The sequence below is a fragment of the Desulfovibrio sp. 6_1_46AFAA genome (assembly GCF_000224635.1).
In the GTDB taxonomy this organism is placed as follows: Bacteria; Desulfobacterota; Desulfovibrionia; order Desulfovibrionales; family Desulfovibrionaceae; genus Desulfovibrio; species Desulfovibrio fairfieldensis.
This window is the reverse complement of record NZ_JH114304.1, coordinates 341,156-359,785: the sequence shown is the minus strand read 5'-3', so window position 1 is coordinate 359,785 and position 18,630 is coordinate 341,156. Positions and strand designations below refer to the sequence as shown.

Below are 18,630 nucleotides of genomic sequence, written 5' to 3'. Positions count from 1 at the left end.
CGGGTGTCGTAAACCGCCCGCGAGCGGCTTGTGGCTTTTAGCCTTTCGGCCTGGACATGACCACAACACCCGGCAATAGATAGCCAGTAGCGCCAGCCAAAGGGCGCAAAAAAGCCATACTGTCGGGATGGTAGCCGTCGCGGGAAGGTGTTTTACGAGCACCTGGATTAAGAAAAGCACACTTCGTTTTTCCAGTCAAGACAATGAAGCATTGCAAAAATACATCAAGCCAAGTTAAATTTATCTATATTAAGCAACAATGCAATGGAGCAATTGGGTCAGATTTACCAGAATATAGTATTAATTTAACGAGTGAAGAGAATTAATTTTTCCATATATGAATGATATAAAAATTTTCCCACGTGGCAGAGAGACTCTTTGAAAAAGCTTTATTGGGGAGACAAAATAAAAGGTGTCGCATGATAACGAGCAACGTCAAAAAGATTATGGATGACAGAAAGATAACGATACGTGCTCTGGTCGCGCTGTCAGGTTTGTCAGACAAAACGATCCTGCGCACACGGAATGAGCACATAGTGGAATGCCGGTTATATACGCTGCAAACAATCGCCAAACATCTTGGGAAGCACTGATTAATGGTCTTTTTGCCCTCTGCCCGCGTCAGGCTCGCCCCGTGCGAAGGTCGAATATGTTTGGATATACTCCCTCCGCCCGCAGTTCGCCTTCCTTGGCAGAGAACAAAAATCTTCATTAATCAGCACTTCCCTTGGCTGCAAAGTCAAAGATCTTTTTACTGAAAGGCAATAATTTTTATGCCGCTGCTGTGAACAGCCGCAAATCCCGCCCCGTTGATTGACCCGGTCGCGAAATACCATTATCTCCCTGAACCGGTCTGAATACGGCCGCCCGGCCTCCGGGAATTCCGCAATCCAGCCCGACCGCGCCTGTCGCCATCACCGGCGGACAAGAACGTCATGGGCGCGGCTGTTGCCTGGAAATATTACTGATGGGGAATGGTATGGCAAAGATCAAAATGGGCTTGCCCATGCAGATGGGCATCGGCATGGTTGCGGGCGTTCTTGTGGGCGTGGTCGCGCAGGACTGGGCGCTGGGCAGCGCCGTCTTCAAATTTCTCGGCGACATTTTCATCCGCCTGATCCGCATGGTGGTGGTTCCGCTGGTCTTCGCCACCCTGGTGGCGGGCGCGGCGGGCATCAGCGACACCACCAAACTGGGGCGCGTGGCCACCAAGACCCTGCTTTACTACCTGATCACCACGGCGGTGTCCGTGGCCGTGGGCCTGCTGCTGGCCAACATCGTGCAGCCGGGCGCGGGCGTGAACCTCTCCACCGACAATCTGCACGTCAAGCCGGTGACCCCGCCGGCCCTCAACGACACGCTGATGAACCTGATCCCGATCAACCCGGTGGAAGCCATGTCCAGGGGCAATATGCTCCAGATCATCATCTTCGCCATTATTTTCGGCTTCGGCATCAGTTCCCTGGGTGAGAGCGGACGGCATCTGCACCGTTTTTTCGACTCCTGCGGCGAAGTCATGATCAAGGTAACGGGCTTTGTGATGCACTATGCGCCCATCGGCGTCTTCGGCCTCATGGCCTACACCGTGACCAAGCACGGCCTTGCCGTGCTGCTGCCCCTGGGCAAGGTCATTCTGCTGATGTACGCCGGTTGCGCCATTCTGTACTGTTTCATGTTCCTGCCGCTGGTCAAGTTCGTGGTCAAGATTCCGGTGATGCGCTTCGTCAAGGGCATGCTGGAGCCCTTCATGATCGGCTTCACCACCTGCTCCAGCGCGGCCGCCCTGCCTTCGAACATGCGCTGCACCGAGGCGCTGGGCGCATCGCGCACCGTGGTCAGCTTCGGCATCCCGCTGGGCAACACCATCAACATGAACGGCACCGCCCTGTACATGGGCATCAACACGATTTTTGTGGCGGAATTCTACGGCATCTCGCTGCCGCTGGACGCGCAACTGACCGTCATTCTGATGTCCATTCTCGCCGCCGTGGGCACCATGGGCGTTCCCGGCGCGGGCCTGATCATGATGAGCATCGTTTTCGTGCAGATGGGCATGCCCCTGGAAGGCGTGGCCCTGATCGCGGGCATCGACCGCGTTCTCGACATGGCCCGCACGCCCATGAACGTGCTGGGCGACAGCCTCGGCGCGCTGGTGGTCTCGCGCCTGGAAGGCGACTTCAACGACAATCCGGAACCGGTGCCGCAAGCGCGGGAGCAGGCGCAAGGGCAGGCATAGAGCATTTCAACTTTGAAATGCTCTAACGCCGAACACGGTGAGGCGCGCCGCGAAGACCGACCCGACGGGCGGCCCGTAGGGCCGTGCCTGTAGCCCAAAGAGCGTACAGGCATCGAGAGCAACGCGGCGTGGATTCTGGCGAAAACCATGTTTTTCGCCAGAATGCCGACTTTGAAATTTGTAAAATTTCAAAGCTAATCTGCTCTAGCCGCCCGCGCGCAATGCAAAAATCCGCAAAAGGGCGGCATCCGCACGATGGATGCCGCTCTTTTTTCACCCCGGCAGTTCTTCCCACCAGCGGGGAAAAACCGACCACGGCGCACCCGGCGCGGGCAGTGTGACGACTTCGCCGATTTTGGGCGTGAGCAGACTGTACGGCTGCCCTTCGGCCGCCGCCACGGAACGCCGGAACGGATCATCCCAGGAATGAAAGGCAATGGAAAACTTGCCCACATGGGCGGGCAGCAGGGCCTCGGCTTGCAGATCACGGGCCGCACGGGCCGCCTCCTCGGGCGTCATGTGAATATACGGCCAGTCGGCGTCGTACTGGCCGCTGTCCAGCATGACCAGGTCAAAACCGCCGAAGGCCTTGCCGATGGCCTCGAAATGCCTGCCGTAACCGCTGTCGCCGCTGAAAAAGAGCCGCCGTTGGGGCGTGGTCAGGGCAAAACCCAGCCAGAGCGTGCTGTCGCGGGCAAAGCCACGGCTGGAATAGTGGCGCGCGGTCTGGGCATGCACGTTCAGGCCGCCGCCCAGCGCGACGGATTCACTCCAGTCCAGTTCCGTGACGGCCGCCTCCGCATAGCCCCAGCGCACGAAAGACGCGCCCACGCCCAGCCCGCAGACCACGCGACGCACCTTGCCCCGCAGTGCCGTTGCCGTGGGATAGTCCAGATGATCCCAATGGTCGTGGGAAATGAGCAGCGCGTCGATGTCCGGCATATCCGCCGCCGAATAGATGTTACTGCCCGCAAAGGCCGGGTTGCCGCGCGGCAGGGGCGCGGCGTTCTCGCTGAACACCGGGTCGATAAGCAGACGGTGGCCGCCCAGTTGCACGAAATACGAGGAATGCCCCAGCCAGACAACCACATCCGTGTTGCGGTCCAGGGCGCGCAGGTCGGTCTTGCATGTGGGCAGGGGCGCGGGCGGCGCGGGGTTCACCTTGCGGCGCAAGGCATATTTGATCAGGGCCAGGGCCATGCCGCCCTGGGCCCCGTCCCGGGGCACGGGCTCCAGATTGTGAAAAATGCCGTCCCGATACTGGGGCGAACGCTGCATACGCTCCAGGCGTTCGCCCTGGGACCGGGCCCCGAACGGCGGCGACTGCATATAGGCGTAGCCGCCGAGAACCAGAAGCAGAATGCCGAACACCAGTCCCGCCAGCATGCGCCGCCACCGCCTTTTCATGACTGTTCTTTCCTGTATGCCGCCGTGGAGCGGCTCCCGGTCCCAGAGCAAACCGACTTTTAAAGTTAAACTGCTCTAAACCGCTCGGGGGAGCCGACCCGCCGAAAACAATTTCTACCACTCAGATTGTGATCAGCTCATACTGATCGCTGCCCATGCCCATTTCCTTCATATAGGAAAGCTGACGCAGGCCGCTGCGGGATTCGATGCGCTCCACCATATCGCGCCGCACGTCTTTTGGCAGGGCGTAGATCATGTCCACGGAAGCCTTGTCCACGGCCAGGATGTCCGTGGAGGCCAGGATGCCCAGGTCGGGCAGCGTGACCGGCGCGGCGTTGACGCCTTCGCAGTCGCAGCTCACGGACATGTTGCGCAGCACGTTGATGTAGGCGATGTGCGGGCCGAAATGGCTTGTGACGGCCTTGCCGCCCTCCACCATGCGTTCCATGAAATTGGGGCCGCCGGACCAGAGTTGGTTGCCCTCGCGGTGCAGTTGGGCCTTGCCCACCTTGCCGGAGGCGCAGCCGATGGCGATGTTTTTCAGCGAGCCGCCGAAGCCGCCCATGACGTGCCCTTTGAAGTGGGTAAGCGCCAGCAGGGAATCATAGTTAAGCAGATGCTTGCCCACGGCCACTTCCTTGAGCCGTCTGCCGCCGGGCACGGGCAGGCTGACGTCGCCCTCGGCGTCCATAATGTCCACGGCGCAGAAGGTCCAGCCGTTGGTCTTCAGGGTTTCCCGGTGCCCTTCCGTAGTCTGGCGCGGGCTTTCGTAAAGCACGTTGCACTCCACAATGGCGCTGTCGGGAATGGAAGCCTGGAGCCGTTGCACCCAGGGGCGGGGCAGAATGTTCGGCCCGTTGGGTTCGCCGGTGTGCAGTTTGAGGGCGACCTTGCCGGTCATGCCTTCATTGACCTTGGCGTAGATGTTCAGCAGGCCCTCGGCGCTCAGATCCCTGGTGAAAAAAACCTTGGCCTTGGCCGGAGGCGCGGCCAGAGCCGGGCCGCCCTTCAGGGAAAGGCCCATGGCCAACGCTCCCGCGGTCAGCGTCCCGTTTTTCAGAAAATCGCGTCGTGAAAATTCGTTCATATGTTCTCCTGAGAGGTCGTTTGCCCTCAGTTTGCTCTCAGATTTGGTCGCTACCGGGCCTGGCCGGAGCGCGCGGTCAGTACCGCGTCCAGCACCTTGCCCGCCTCGACGGCCTCTTTCTTGCCGACTCCGGCGTCAAGCACGGCGATGAAGTCCCGCAGCTGCGCCGGGCTGAGTCCGGTATTCATGGCCGCGCCGAGATGGAAGCGCAGCTGCGCGCCAAGGCCCGGCATGGCGGCCAGGGCCGCGATGGTCGCCAGTTCCCGGCTCTGATAGTCCAGATTGTCGCGGGCAAAAATGTCCGCGAACAGATGTTGCTTGAGAAAGGCGTCAATGGCGGGCGTAAAGAGCTGATAGCCGGAAGGCGCGGGAATGCTTTTCCACCCGGCCAGCTCGGCCCTGACCCTGGCCCCGTAGGCGTCCCGGTCCAGGTTCGCGGGCAGCGGGCTCGGTTCCCGGCCTTCCTCGTCCCGGATGCCCCGTGCCTTGCGCTCGTCCATAACGGCCATGAAAACGCCGATGCCGTTGAGACTGCGCGGAAAGCCCGTGTAGGCATACAATTGCACAAGGACTTCCTTGATCTCGTTGACGGTCAGACCGGCTTCCAGACCGTCGTGCAGGGCGGGCTTCAGCTTTTCCAAATCGCCGTTGGCGGTAAAGGCCGCGATGGTCACAATGCCCCGTTGCCGGGCGTTCAGAGTCTGGGTTTCGTCCATGGAACGCGCCTCCGTAAGCGTGATGGTCAGCGCCAGCGCGCAACAGACGGCGCGGAACACAAACAGTTTTTTCATAATTTCCTCCCGTTGCCGGAGTTACATCCGTTGGAATCAGCATATCCGCCGGACGGGCAGGCTTAAAGACACAATTTTCGCAAAAAATTGCCTGATCCTGCCTCGAAGGCTGAAGGGGGAGAAAGGGAAAATGCGGAGAGGGGGAATCGCCCGGCCGGACTGAACCGGCCGGCGGAAAATAACAACTTGGCAGCCCTTGGAGCAGATTGCCTTTGAAACGTGTAGCGTTTCAAAGGGGGCATTCCGGCAAAAACGCGGTTATCGCTGCTGTCGATCCCCGTATGGCTCCGTCGTCGCCAACGATGACAGCCCTTGGGGCTGCCTTCGGTCGCTTTTCCGGAATCCACGCCGCGTTGCTCTCGATGCCTGTACGCCCTTTGGGCTACAGGCACGGCCCCACGGGCCGCCCGTCGGGTCGGTCTTCGCGGCGCGCCTCACAGTGTTCAGCGTTAGAGCAATTTCAAAGTGAAATTGCTCTAACAGCGGCCGTAATTGTCCTCAAAGCGGACAATATCGTCTTCACCCAGATAGGAACCGCTCTGAATCTCAATGATCTCCAGAGGCTGCGGCCCGGCATTGGCCAGACGGTGCATGGTCCCGATGGGGATGTACGTGGACTGGTCCGCATGCAGTTCCACAAGCTTATCCCCCACGGTGATCTGTCCCACGCCGCTGACCACCACCCAGTGCTCGGCCCGGTGGTGGTGCAGTTGCAGAGACAGTGACGCGCCGCTCTTGACCATGATCCGCTTGACCTGAAAGCGCTCGCCCAGGGCCAGGGTTTCATACCAGCCCCAGGGGCGGAACACACGCAGATGGGTGTCCTTTTCCGGGCGGCTGTGTTGGGTAAGCCGGGCCACCAGGCTTTTGACATCCTGCGAGCATTCCTTGCGCGTCACCAGCACGGCGTCGCCGGTTTCCACCACCACCAGATCCCTGACGCCCAAGGCCGCCACCAGACGACCGCTGGAATACAGATAGCTGCCCGACACGTCTTCAGCCAGCACGTCGCCCACCCGCACGTTGGCGTCGGCATCCTTGGCTGCCGCCTCGTACACGGAATTCCATGAGCCGAGATCGCTCCAGCCCGCGTCCAGCGGCACCACGGCCGCCAGCGGCGTTTTCTCCATTACCGCGTAGTCGATGGAATCCGCCGGGCAGGCGGCAAAATCCTTGCCCAGCCAAACGAAATCCCGCTCCTCGCTCCGCTCGCGCCAGGCGGCGGAAGCGCCTTCCAGCATGGCCGGAGCGTAACGCCCCAGTTCGCCCAGAAAGGCCGAGGCCCGGAACAGAAACATGCCGCTGTTCCAGTAATAACCGCCGTCAGCCAGCATGGCCTCGGCCGCGTCGCGACGGGGTTTTTCCACAAAACGCCGCACCGCGAAGCCCGTCGCCAGCGCGTCCCCGCGCTGGATGTAGCCGTAACCGGTTTCCGGGCCGCCGGGCTCAATGCCGAAGGTCACCAGCCGCCCTTCCGCCGCGCAGGCGGCGGCCCGGGCCACGGCGCGGGCAAACACCCCGGCGTCGCCGATGACGTGGTCCGAGGGCAGCACCAGCAGAAGCACGTCTTCCCCGTCAGGGGCCGCTCCGCCCGCCGCATTCAGGGAAGCCAACGCGGACAGGGCCGCCACGGCAATAGCCGGGGCCGTGTTGCGGCCCTCGGGCTCCAGCAGCACGCGGCCCGTGGGGTCCAGACCCTGCTCCTGCATCTGGGCGGCGGCCAGAAAGCGCTGTTCCTTGTTGCAGATCACCAAAGGCGGCGTCAGTTCCGGCAGGCCGCCGAGCCGCTTCAGAGTGTCGCCGAACAGCGTATGGCCGCCCAGATCCATGAACTGCTTGGGATACAGACGGCGAGAAAGCGGCCAGAGCCGGGTGCCGGTGCCCCCGCATAAAATCACGGGACAGAGTTTCATTATGCCTCCCCCAACAGGACGAAAATGCGCTTCCCGGCCGGAACCGGAGCGGAAAGAGTCCGCGCGGCCCGGCCGGAATGCGGGAAAGATTTTACCTTGATCAGAAAGGTGCATTCTATCCTGATCAGCGTATTTCGACAATGCGTCCCGAGGTGGAAAACAGAGCTATCGAATGAAAGCCTTCATCGCCGGATAGTCATTTGATTTCATAAGGGCACCGTCCTTATACCCGCAAACGCAGCCGACACAGTCGGCAAGTGAGTGGGAGCTGGTTTTGCGGGAATTTTGCAAAATTGGCGATTTTTTTTGTGCGGGCAAGGCAGCGGCGCGTTTTTGAGCGGAGCGTACTCAAGTACGTGAGCATCAAAAACGCGCCGATAACGCCGCCCGCGCGGAAAAGGCGGATTTTGCAAAATAACCGCAACGTTATAGAAAGGCTAACGCAAAAGTATGACTCTCTCGTGCTCTGAACACAAAAAGTTTATTCCAGTGCCCCGTGGGAGAAAGCCGCGCATCGCCCGCTCAGCGCGCCAGACCGTTGCGCCGCAGCCAGGCATCTGTAATTTCCTGAGCATCCGCCACGCTCTCGCCGTAGACAGCCAGGCCCGGCAGTACAGTGGCTTTGGGGCAGAGCTTTTTGATGTCCTCCACGGCGCGGCCCAGGCGGCTGCCTCCGTGGGTGACAAAGGGCGCGATGGTCTTGCCGGAGAAATCCGCGCTTGTCAGAAAGGTCATCACCGGCGGCGCAATGGTGCCCCACCAGTTGGGCGATCCCACGAAAATCACGTCATAGGCCGCCGGGTCCGGCGGGGTGGTCTGCAGCGGCGGCCTGTAGCCCGAGGCCAGTTCCTTTTTGGCCTGTTCCGTGGTGGCGCGGTAGTCCTCGGGATAGGGCGTAACCGTGCGCAGCTCCAGCAGCTCCCCGCCCGCCGCAGCCTGAATCTGCCCGGCGATGGTCCGGGTGTTGCCGGTACGCGAAAAGTAGGCAATCAGATGCCTGCCGCCCTGTGGGGCCGCGGCCCCGGCCTCGCCGGAGCCGAGGACAGCGGGCGCGGCCAGCAGGCCCAGCCCGGCGGCGGCCAGCTTGCAGAAACGCCGCCGCGCCGTATTGACGGAACATTCGTGGTGCTTGCTCATACCTGTCTCCTTTGGGATGCCGGAGCATCCCGGAATGCATTTACAGCACCGACATTACAACTGTCCGCCAACGAAATGGATATCCGATCCTCTCCAATCCTTGCCCGATTCTCTCATGCCGCCGCATAGGGAGACTACCGGCTCGAACCGTGCCGAAAGAATTGAGAGCTGTAAGGACAGAACATACCTTCTCTTTGTTTTCTCCGGCACGAACGGAACCAGGGCAATTTCAAAGTAAAATTGCTCTGGCAGCATCTTCCAAGGCCCGTTGCCGCTGCCGGAGTTTTGCTCACCGGCAAGGAGAGCAAGCCTTTTATGGAGGGAGTGTACTCTTCTGGTACTCGACCGGAATAAAAGGTGAAGCTCGACGCAGCCAGCGGGCAAAAGAACGCAGCGGCAACGAGCCTTAATCCAGTTCGCGGCCCACCCACACCGCCCTCCCGATAATCCGCACCAGATCCGCCAGATGTTCGCAGGTATCCGCCTCGATCGGGGCATAGTCCGGATTGACGCTGGTCAGGATCAGCTTGCCCGGCATGGCATTGACGATCTTCAGATAGACCATGTCCTCCACGCCCACGGCATAGATCCGCCCGGGCACGGGATCGCTCTGGGACTGGTCGATGAGCACCACGTCGTTGTGCAGGATACGCGGCTGCATGCTGTCGCCGGACACGCGCAGCAGCACCATCTGGGCGGGATTGCCCTTGCGGTGCAGAAAATCCCAGCGGAAGGCATAATGGCGCAGGATTTCGCCGCCGGATTCAAAGCTGCCCGTGCCCGCCGAAAGCCGCGCCTCCACCATGGGCACCATGACCAGCCGCGCTTCGGGCGTGTCGAGGACGCCGCCGTCGGCGTCGCCCTTGCCCGCCAGCAGCCAGTCCAGGGAGCAGCGCAGCGCCTCTGACAGGCGCACGGCAAATTCGCCCTTGGGCAATTGCCCGTTTTCATATTGCTGAATGGTGGTCAGGCTCACGCCCACCTGTGCCGCCAGATCCTGCTTGCGCAGGGCGAGCTGCACGCGGCGCTGACGCAGACGCTCGGCGAAACCGCTATGCAGGCCGCCGGAAGAGAGAGGAACTGCTTTCATAAGGCTCTCGTTTTTAAGCTAAAGAAGCGCTGGTTAATGACCCAAGGGAGTTAGGGAAAACCTCCTGAGGAAATTAACAATTTTTCCTTTGAAAAAAATCGGAAAAATATATTAGAATAGGCATTGTTCTTAGTGAAGATAAACCGGTTTTATCTGTAACGCAAGGTTTCCCTTGAAATAACCACAATGCCTTTGCCCGGAGGCGACCTGCCGGGCGTGACCCGGCCGGGGATATTTTCACGCGTATCAGATGGAATTATTTTAAAAATTAAAATTTTTCTTTTATTTATGAACATTTTTCCTGCAATATAACATAAAAATCTATAATCCATATGGAAACAGTTTCACATACCGGGAAACTTTCATGAGGAAGCATAGCATGTCCGAACTACGCGATGAAATCCGAAACCTGAGCGCTGTGCTGGAACTTTTGCAGACTGAGGCCCGCCGCCGTGACGGAGGCTTGCCATGTACGCCAGTAAGGCCGCATCCCGTCCGGGCCGTCCGCCTCTGGCGCGGGGGCGCGATTCCTGGGGCCATGCCCTGCGCCTCTCCCAGGAGGAACGGGAATGGGAGGGAATTCTGCTCCATCTGCCGAACAACGTGCGCCAGCTCTGGCGCGTGCTGCATGCCTACGGCGGCCAGGACCTGCGCGTGCCCCGGCAGGAGCCGAAGCGCGACAGTCCTCTGCGCCGCCTGGGCCTGCGTTGCCTGCGCAAGCTTATGGCCGCTTTCGGAGGGACGCGGGTCTATGTGCCGCGCTGCAATGCCCTGCTGGGCAAGCTGCGCCAGCGGGAGATCATTGAGGGCTTCAGCCGCCATACGGGCCACGGCCTGAGCAGCACGGCCGCCGTGGCGGCCCTGGCCCAGCGCCACGACATGTCCGACCGGCGCATCTGGCAGCTCCTCAAAAAGGAAGCCTCGGCCCCGGCCCGTGTGCTTTACCGCTTGGGCGATTCCGCGGCCCTGGCCGAAACCGGCGCCGACGCTCAGGGCGCGGCGGTGGCCCTCACCGCCCTGAAAATTCCGGGCCGCATGGAGCCCATGCCACTGCGCGTGCCCGCCACTGAAGCCTTTTCGGCCGAAGAGGTGCAGAGCCTGGCCTTCAGCCTGGAAGAGGCCGATACCCCGGACTCCGCCAGCGATTCCTGGTCCGCCGTGCCCGGCGCGGTCTGGACCGCCGCGGGCGCGCAGCTTGCCCTTGGTGCTCGTATGGAGCCCCGCTTTCTGCCCCACGCCGTGCGCAAGCCCTGGCTGCGCCTCAATTTCACACATACGCCGCAGCGGAAAAAGCGCGAGCGCAGGCAGGCTCTTCGCGGCCCTGCTGCGAGAGGAGGATATGCCGTATGAACCGGCCCTGCAGGTAACGTAAGGCGGCGCTCCGTTCTTTTGCCCTCTGCCCGCGTCAGACAGCGCGGCCCGCCTCGGCCGTGTAGACGGTCCGCTGCGGCGGGCCGCTTGTTTTCCTTGCCGACGGACAAAATTCCTGTCGCGCCGATCCACTTCGCACGATCATAAGCAGCCTGCGCCGCCATCCGTGGCAGAAGCACCATACCCCAAAAGATGCCCATGACCATCAGTCAAATCTCCATATGGAACCGCGCCCTGGGCTTTCTGGGCACGCGCACCGTGGCGTCGGAGCGTGAAAACACGCCCGAGGCCCTGCAATGCCGCCTGTACTGGGATTCCGCCCGACGGCAAACACTGCGCGACTTTCCCTAGAACTTTGCCAGCGCCGGGTCTGCGCGGGCGCGGCAACACCGATTATCTGGGCCTGACCACCACCCTGCTCAACAGCGCGGGCCGCACGGGCCGCAATTTCTTCAACCTGGATAGGTAGGGTCCGCGCCTGCCCTGAGGTCCCCCCGGACCCATCGCGACGTCATCCGCAAAAAATAAAATTTTTTTCTGACGGCGAGGCACGGGGGAATTAGGCTAATCTGTATTTCAATACAGCAAAGCAAATTTCCATGGTATAACGCGCCCACGCGGAAAAATCCGACTTTGCGGCCGGCCGTTTGCGCGTATTCTCCCCCGCGTGCATCTGTTCTGAAAACCTTTCCAATAGTTAGATAAGACCATGTATATAGAGCCCCCGCTCTCTCGCGGGGGCTCTCTGTCTATACTCCCGTTTCCCATAACTCTTTTGCAGGAGAAAACAGCATGGCCCAGCACCGTCCGCAGCACTCCGCCACAAGCCGCCCGTCCGGAAACTCCCGGCGGCGCGATGGCGCGCGGGCCGCCATACTGCGGCTCGATGCCTTTGTCGCCGCCGTCTACCTGCCGCATGTCCGGCTTCGCAAGCGGAGCTGGCGGGTGGACGAGCGCATTGCCCGGCAACGCCTTTCCCCGGCCTTCGGCGCCCGGAGGCTGGACCGCATCCGGCGCGGCGAAGTGGAAGACTGGCTGGGCGATCTGGCGGAGGAGGGGCTGTGCCCGGCCACCTGCAACCGTATTCTGGCCGTCTTCAAGAGCGTCTGCTCTCTGGCGATGCTGCACGGCGTCCTGCCCGCCGGGCAATCGCCCTGCGCGGACGTGCCGCCCTTCAAAATTCATCTGCAACGGGAACGCTATCTCGCGCCGGACGAAGCCCAACGGCTCATGCGGGAGCTTGAGCGCTCCGCGCGGCCCGAGGCCGCGGCCATCCGGCTGCTTCTGCTCACCGGCGCGCGCAAGAGCGAAATTCTCAAAGCCCGCTGGGAAAATGTGCGCCTGGACCTGCGCCTGCTCACCGTGCCGTTGTCCAAGTCCGGCAAGCCGCGCCATCTTCCCTTGTCCGACGCGGCCGTGGCCGTCATCCGCGCCCTGCCGCGCGGGCCGGGCTGCCCGTGGCTTTTTCCCGGCCATGCGCCGGGCAAGCCGCTCAGCGACGTCTATCTTTTCTGGGACGGGCTGCGGCGCGGCCTGGGCCTTGCCGATGTGCGCATCCATGACCTGCGGCACACCTTTGCCAGCTTTCTGGTCAATGCCGGGCACTCGCTCTATGAGGTGCAAAAACTGCTGGGGCACAGCGATCCCAGAACAACCATGCGCTACGCCCATCTGGGGCAGGCCTCCCTGCTGGCGGCGGCCCAGAGCGTCAGTTGCTTTCTGGTCCCGGGCAAAGGGAGAAAGAACACGAAATAAACGGTGCGGACAGACAAAAAACAGAAAAAAAACTTTTTCCATTTGTCTGTCCGACTTGGATGGACGCCAAAATGGGTGCTAGCGCATAGTCTACCAAGTGTTCATTGACAGATGCACTGTCAATGAACACTTGGTACAGAATACTGTCAACAGGCTAAATGTGCAATATAATTTTTCATGTAAAGTTTTTCAAAATTTTTTGCTCTATAAAAGTCTTTATTATTTCATCGAGATAACCTTCCTCCAAATCCACCTGTTTCCCCCAAAAGCCGACAGTGCATCTGTCGGCAAAGGAAGGGAGCATTGGGCTCCGTATGAATTCTTGAGGAGCGGGTGCTCCTGGGAGGTATGCTATGTTGACGAAGGGCGCTATCGGTAATCTTGTCAATAAATATCGGGCCGTACTTAAAAAATGCCGCCTGCTGAACATTTTCGGCACCCTGGCCCTGACGGGCGCGCTGACCGTGGGCGCGGCGGGCATGGCCGGGGCCGTCCCCTATGACCAGACGGGGGATTTCACGGCCGGTACAAGCTATGATTCCACCTCCGGCGGAGCCTCTGATACGGTTGTCGTCACCAAAGCCGACGGCGCAATCACGGGCACCGGCACAGTGACCATTGACGCCGCGAAGGGTCTGGAAATCAACGGTGTTTCCAGCGCGGGCAAGCTCAGCGTGGGCGACAGCCAGGGCATGACCGTTAACAACGGCCTGAAGCTCGCCGCCGGTGATGCCACCACCAACGACGCGACGCTGGAAATCAACGCCACTGGCGCCGCCGTGGAGCTGATGGTTCCGGCAAGTGAATTGATCGGCTCCGCCACCATTACAGGTGAAACCGGAACAAGCGGCAACGCCGCCATCGATGTCACCAAGGGTACGCTGGGCGCATACACGGCTGACGGCAAGCCCGCCGGTATGACCATTTCCGGCCCGGTGGTCGTGACTGTGACCGCGACTGACGGCAAGCTGGTGGCCGGAGCCTTGAAGCTGAGCGAAGAGGCCACGCTGACCAACGGCAATGACGTGACCATTGACGGCATCGGCAGTGACGACGGCGCAAAGATGGCTCTCATACGGATTGAGAAGGGCAGCACCTATACGGGCAACCTCACGCTGGGCGACACTGTCACGAACCCCCTGCTTTTCTCTCTCGATGTTGATGCAAGCACCCTTGACGGCGATCTGACCGTCGCCAACGGCAACGCGCGTCTGGCCAAAGCCACCGTTACCGGAGACGTCATTGCCACGGGGGGCAATCTTGACGTCTATATCAGCAAGGAAGAGACCGATACCACCTCTCTGAAGTCGCTGACAATTAACGGCGGCAACGTGGAAGTGCACGCCGGCACGCTGGATGTGAGCAATGCCCTGACCTTGGGCGACACGCGCGGCAGCGAGTTCACGCTGGCAAACGGCGCGAAGCTGACGGCGGGCAGTCTGGCCTCCGGCGAATCCAACAACGGCGGGGTCATGTGGCTTAAGGGCGAGGCTGAGATCACTGCTGCGTCCGAACTCAAGAGCGGTGCGATCTTTGTGCAGCAGGGAGCAACCACGTTCATCGACAAACTGACCCTGAGCGGCGGCGAGAACATGCCGGGCGCGGCACTGACGGTCAGCCAGGGCGGCACGCTCACCACCTCCGATGTCGATCTCACAAAAAGCGGCAGCCTTGAAGTGAAACAGGGCGGCACCCTGGTTCTGGCGCAGAATAAGACGATCACCGTAGGCGGAAACGTTCCCGGCTCTTCTCGCACCGAGGCGGACGGCAGCCTGTCGCTCTACGGCACGGACGCCTTCGGTATGGGCAAAATTGAGGGCAAGGTGGATGTCAGCACGGGCATGCTGGCCTTCAATTCCGCTGTGGACCTGACCAGCCTGCTGGTCGACGGCACAACCTCCCAGAACGGGAAAATCGTGATTTCCGGCGCGGGCACAGTGCGCGCCTATCAGGGCCTGACCCACACCGGGGCCAACCTTGCGCTGGGCGACGCGGGCTCCACGCTGCAAAGCGGCGATCTCAGGCTGGGCACCACAGACTTTACGATGACCAAGGGCACGCTGATGAGCACAGCCGGGCTCACGGTGGGCGACGGCACGGGCACCCTGACCCTCACGCAGGACAGCGCCCTGAATCTCTATTATTCCTCCAGAGAAAACAAGACGGTGAACGCGGGCAAGATTGATGTGGCGGCGGGCGCAATGAACGTGCAGCACGGCGCGTGGACTGTGGCCGATGTGACCGTGGGCGCGGGCGGCACGCTGACCGTGGGCGGAACCACGGATACCACCGGGCAGGCCAATCTGACGGTTACCGGAGCCTTTGACGCCAAGACCGGTTCCACCGGCTCCGCCGAGATCGAGAACGGCACCCTGACGCTGGACGGCACAGTCAAAACCGCTGACAACAGCCTGAACGTCGGCGACCTCGGCCAGGTGGTCACGGATCTGGCCACTGCCTATAACGTCGACGGCGGCGCATTGGCCGCTGATTTCGGCGCTCTAAAGGGCAGCGGCCTGCTGACCCTGCGCAATGACGTCGCCCAGGAGATGAGTCTGGCCAATTACACAGCCATGTCCGGGGCGCTGAAAGGCAGTGCCGGCAAAATGATCGGCATTGTCGTGGAAAATCTGAATATCACCGGCACCGAGGGGGCCACTCTGGATCAAAGCGGAGGCACCAATGTTGAGAACGTAAGCTTGGCGGATGTGGTAGCCTCGGTCAGCGATCCCACCGTGGCGCTTGACGGCACGCGCACCGACCTCAAGGGCCTGGAGGTGGCCGAGGCGGGCACAGCCATCACCGTGGGCGACAGCACAGCTACAGTGCTGACCCTCAAGGGGGATGCGACGGATACGAAGTTTGATCTGGACGCGGGCGGCAAGGCCGATCTGGTGGTAAGCAATGCCAGCACCCTGAATCTGGGCACCCTGGACGGCGACCAGACCCACGGTGCTCTGAGCGGTTCCGTAACGCTGACATCCACCGCTGACAAGTTGAACGCCGTCAACGGCGACTTTGCCGTTGACGGCGGCATTACGGGCTCCGGCGCTGTCACCGTTGCGAGCGCTGCCCTGAACACCACCTCCATTAACGCCCAGACCATGGACGTGACCAACGGCGGCGTCGAAGCCAATGGCCTCATTACCGTGACGGGCAATCTGAACGCGGAAAACGGCACGATTCTGGCCGGTTCCGGCATGAGCGCCAACAGCGTGGCCGGCACAACCACTCTGAGCCAAAGCACGCTTGAGGCCCGCAACAGCGATTTGACGCTGGGCGGAGCCGCCACGCTGGCCGACTCCACAGTGGACGCTACCGGAGCGCTGACTCTCAGCAACGGCGCAACCACTACTGGTACGAGCTACATCAGCGGCGCGTCCATTGATGCGAGTGGAATGAACATTGTCGCCACTGACGGCACGCTTTCCGTGGTCGCCACCGCCGGAACCCTCGCAGCGCAGGACATCACCGCCACCAACGTGCAGGCTCAGGCGCTGACCGCCAGCGGCGCGGTGACCGTGACTGACGGCGTTCTGATTGCCACGGGTACCGGCTCGGACGCCAGTTCTGTAGGCTCTCTGGCTCTGACCAATGCCCAGGCGTCGGTGGGCGATCTGAGCGTGGGCGGCGCGGCCACGGTGGATAGCTCTTCATTCCAGGCCGGCAATCTGGACATAACCGGCCAGACCATGCAGGTGCTGAACTCGACGGCCAGCATCAAGGAGCTGACCGCCACGGGCGGCACATTCTTTGTGGACCCGGCGTATGTCAATATCGACGGCCTTGCCGCTGATACGGTCGATTTCGCCCTGCTGGTAAGCGACGGCTCAGTGGTGAACATCGGCGGCACGGGCGGCGCTGATCTCCGCACGGCACTGGCCCAGGCGGGCATGAGCGTCGGTCCCGACCTGACGTTGGCTACCGGCCAGAGTGGCCTGGCCCTGACCTCGCCGGTGACGGTGAGCGGCGCGGGCAAGATCGTGGTGGACGCCGGAGTGGACGCTTCCGGTCAGATCGGCGGTGCCACTGTCAATCATCAGACATACTTCGGCGCGGATTCCGTGCTGGTGGTGGACGCCTCCAAGCTGGGTGCTGACGCCGCCATCACCAGCGGAACTCCCACTGGCTCTGTTACCAAAACCGCCGTCATTGACCCCGACGGCCACTTGCAGGTCGTCAACGCCACCAAGGGCGAAGTCACCCTGCTGGACGGCTTTACCGGCGGCATCAGCAGCGATGGCGCCACAGGCACGGACTATGGCTGGGTCAAGAACGGCGTGGCCAATCCGGATCGCATGCTGACTTCCACGGCTGCGGTGGACCCCGCTGGCAGCGTCACCCTGACCAACACGGTCAACAAGGCCAGCGATGTGCTGCCCGGCCTGGACGGCGAGCTGAATCCGGCCATGGCCGATGTCTGGGACAACGCCAAAAACGACGTGAACGCCGAGGCCAAGGGCGTGCGCTTCCTCAGCCGCGCCGCGCGCGCCGACTATATCGCGGACGCCAGGCAGGCCGCCGTGACCATTGAAAGCGCGGCGCGCATGGCGCTCGTCGGCGCGGTGCCGCAGATGACCATGGCGGCCAGCAACGCGGCGGGCAATGCCGTGACCCAGCGTACCGGCCTGGCCCAGCCCGGCGGCAACGCCATCCAGAGCATGGGCACGGACGGCTCCATGCAAACCGGCGCTTCCGCGGGCGACGCCGCCAAGACCGGCTTCGCCATGTGGGTCATGCCTCTCTACCAGAGCTCCAACGGCTTCGGCATGAAGGCCGGAAACTTCGACATGGACTTCAGCGGCGGCCTGGGCGGCGTGGCCCTGGGCGCGGATTACACCTTCGACAACGCCATCCGCGCGGGCATCACCTTCAACATCGGCGGCGGCTACGCGCAGGGCTCCGGCGATCTCAACGAAACCACCAACAATATGAACTTCTGGGGCATCGGCGCGTATGCCGGATGGACCCCGGGCAACTTCGGCCTGACCGCCGACGTGAACTACACCTCCACCTACAACAAGCTGGAACAGGACCTGCCCGCAAGCATGCAGATGGGCAAGCTCAAGAGCGACGTGACGGCCTACGCCATCAGTGCGGGCCTGCGCGGCGAGTACAAAATCGAAACCAGCGCGCTGGATATCATCCCGCACGTGGGCGTGCGCTACATGAGCCTGAACACCGACGAATACGACGTGAAGTCCGGCGGCACACTGCTCAAGGGCGACGCCATCAACCAGAGCATCTGGACCTTCCCCATCGGCGTGGCTTTCAGCAAGCAGATCGAGACGGGCAACGGCTGGCACTTCAAGCCCAGCCTGGACTTGGCCGTGATTCCGGCCGCCGGGGACATCGACGCCAGAAGCGACATCCGCTTCACCGGCACCGGGACCAAGGCGGAACTGGACACCCAGACCATGGATTACGTCTCCTACATGGGCCAGGCCGGTCTGGAATTCGGCAACGAAACCACGTCCCTGGGCGTGAACTACAACATCCAGCTCGGCGCGAAGAGCACGGCGCACGGCGTGTTCGGGACGTTCCGCTACGAGTTCTAGAGGGTGCCGCCATGAGTGTCTTTTCGGTTATCTCCGCGTCGAACATCGCCTTTTATTTCGGTCGAGTACCAGAAGAGTACACTCCCTGCATGCTTTAGCCGTTATGCGAGGAACGAGCATTACGGATAAAGACAGCAGCGCTAAAAGGCTCGTTCTCCTTGACATTACACGAAAATCCATCTCATGACGACACCCTCTAACATCAGCGCGGCGGCTCCATTGGGTAAGGAGCCGCCGCGCCCGGACATCCGGGAGGCGGGGGCTTCCCGGGTCCGGTTGCCGTCC

12 protein-coding genes are annotated in these 18,630 nt (G+C 61.6%); 6 read left to right on the top strand and 6 right to left on the bottom strand.

All coding sequences use genetic code 11. The annotated features are described in order from the left end of the window. Positions 1-419: 419 nt before the first annotated feature. A complete protein-coding gene (locus tag HMPREF1022_RS17650) occupies positions 420-593 on the top strand; it encodes a helix-turn-helix domain-containing protein (protein ID WP_083823328.1) in 174 nt (57 codons plus the stop codon). Between the two features lie 386 nt (positions 594-979). After that, complete coding sequence (locus HMPREF1022_RS14185; RefSeq protein WP_009303635.1) at positions 980-2,236, top strand: dicarboxylate/amino acid:cation symporter; 1,257 nt, start codon at positions 980-982, stop codon at positions 2,234-2,236. 273 nt (positions 2,237-2,509) lie between these two features. Here the strand turns inward: HMPREF1022_RS14185 and HMPREF1022_RS14180 are convergent, their stop codons facing one another. From HMPREF1022_RS14180 to HMPREF1022_RS14155, 6 genes are all read right to left on the bottom strand, one after another. Further along, positions 2,510-3,643 (bottom strand): MBL fold metallo-hydrolase, encoded by a 1,134-nt coding sequence (locus tag HMPREF1022_RS14180; RefSeq protein WP_232221615.1) that lies wholly within the window; start codon positions 3,641-3,643, stop codon positions 2,510-2,512. A 121-nt stretch (positions 3,644-3,764) separates the two neighbouring features. Next, the gene (locus HMPREF1022_RS14175) at positions 3,765-4,730 is read right to left on the bottom strand and encodes a DUF362 domain-containing protein (RefSeq protein ID WP_009303633.1); all 966 of its coding nucleotides are present in this window, start codon (positions 4,728-4,730) and stop codon (positions 3,765-3,767) included. A 50-nt stretch (positions 4,731-4,780) separates the two neighbouring features. Next, positions 4,781-5,521: a carboxymuconolactone decarboxylase family protein gene (locus HMPREF1022_RS14170; RefSeq protein ID WP_009303632.1), complete on the bottom strand. Its 741-nt coding sequence runs from the start codon at positions 5,519-5,521 to the stop codon at positions 4,781-4,783. Between the two features lie 476 nt (positions 5,522-5,997). Next, positions 5,998-7,434 (bottom strand): mannose-1-phosphate guanylyltransferase/mannose-6-phosphate isomerase, encoded by a 1,437-nt coding sequence (locus tag HMPREF1022_RS14165; RefSeq protein WP_009303631.1) that lies wholly within the window; start codon positions 7,432-7,434, stop codon positions 5,998-6,000. 522 nt (positions 7,435-7,956) lie between these two features. Continuing rightward, complete coding sequence (locus HMPREF1022_RS14160; RefSeq protein WP_009303630.1) at positions 7,957-8,571, bottom strand: flavodoxin; 615 nt, start codon at positions 8,569-8,571, stop codon at positions 7,957-7,959. Positions 8,572-8,977: 406 nt separating this feature from the next. Then, a complete protein-coding gene (locus tag HMPREF1022_RS14155) occupies positions 8,978-9,661 on the bottom strand; it encodes an XRE family transcriptional regulator (RefSeq protein ID WP_009303629.1) in 684 nt (227 codons plus the stop codon). A gap of 468 nt (positions 9,662-10,129) precedes the next feature. Here HMPREF1022_RS14155 and HMPREF1022_RS16750 point away from each other — a divergent pair, with 468 nt between their 5' ends. The 4 genes from HMPREF1022_RS16750 (at position 10,130) to HMPREF1022_RS14140 (ending at position 18,345) form a co-directional block, all read left to right on the top strand. Continuing rightward, positions 10,130-11,011, top strand: coding sequence for a Mor transcription activator family protein (locus HMPREF1022_RS16750; RefSeq protein ID WP_009303628.1), 882 nt, complete (start codon positions 10,130-10,132; stop codon positions 11,009-11,011). A 219-nt stretch (positions 11,012-11,230) separates the two neighbouring features. After that, positions 11,231-11,383: a hypothetical protein gene (locus HMPREF1022_RS18305; protein ID WP_156803001.1), complete on the top strand. Its 153-nt coding sequence runs from the start codon at positions 11,231-11,233 to the stop codon at positions 11,381-11,383. A 441-nt stretch (positions 11,384-11,824) separates the two neighbouring features. Next, the gene (locus HMPREF1022_RS14145; RefSeq protein WP_009303626.1) at positions 11,825-12,787 is read left to right on the top strand and encodes a tyrosine-type recombinase/integrase; all 963 of its coding nucleotides are present in this window, start codon (positions 11,825-11,827) and stop codon (positions 12,785-12,787) included. Between the two features lie 353 nt (positions 12,788-13,140). Continuing rightward, entirely contained in the window at positions 13,141-18,345 is a 5,205-nt protein-coding gene (locus HMPREF1022_RS14140) for an autotransporter domain-containing protein (RefSeq protein ID WP_009303625.1), read from the top strand. Positions 18,346-18,630: the final 285 nt, after the last annotated feature.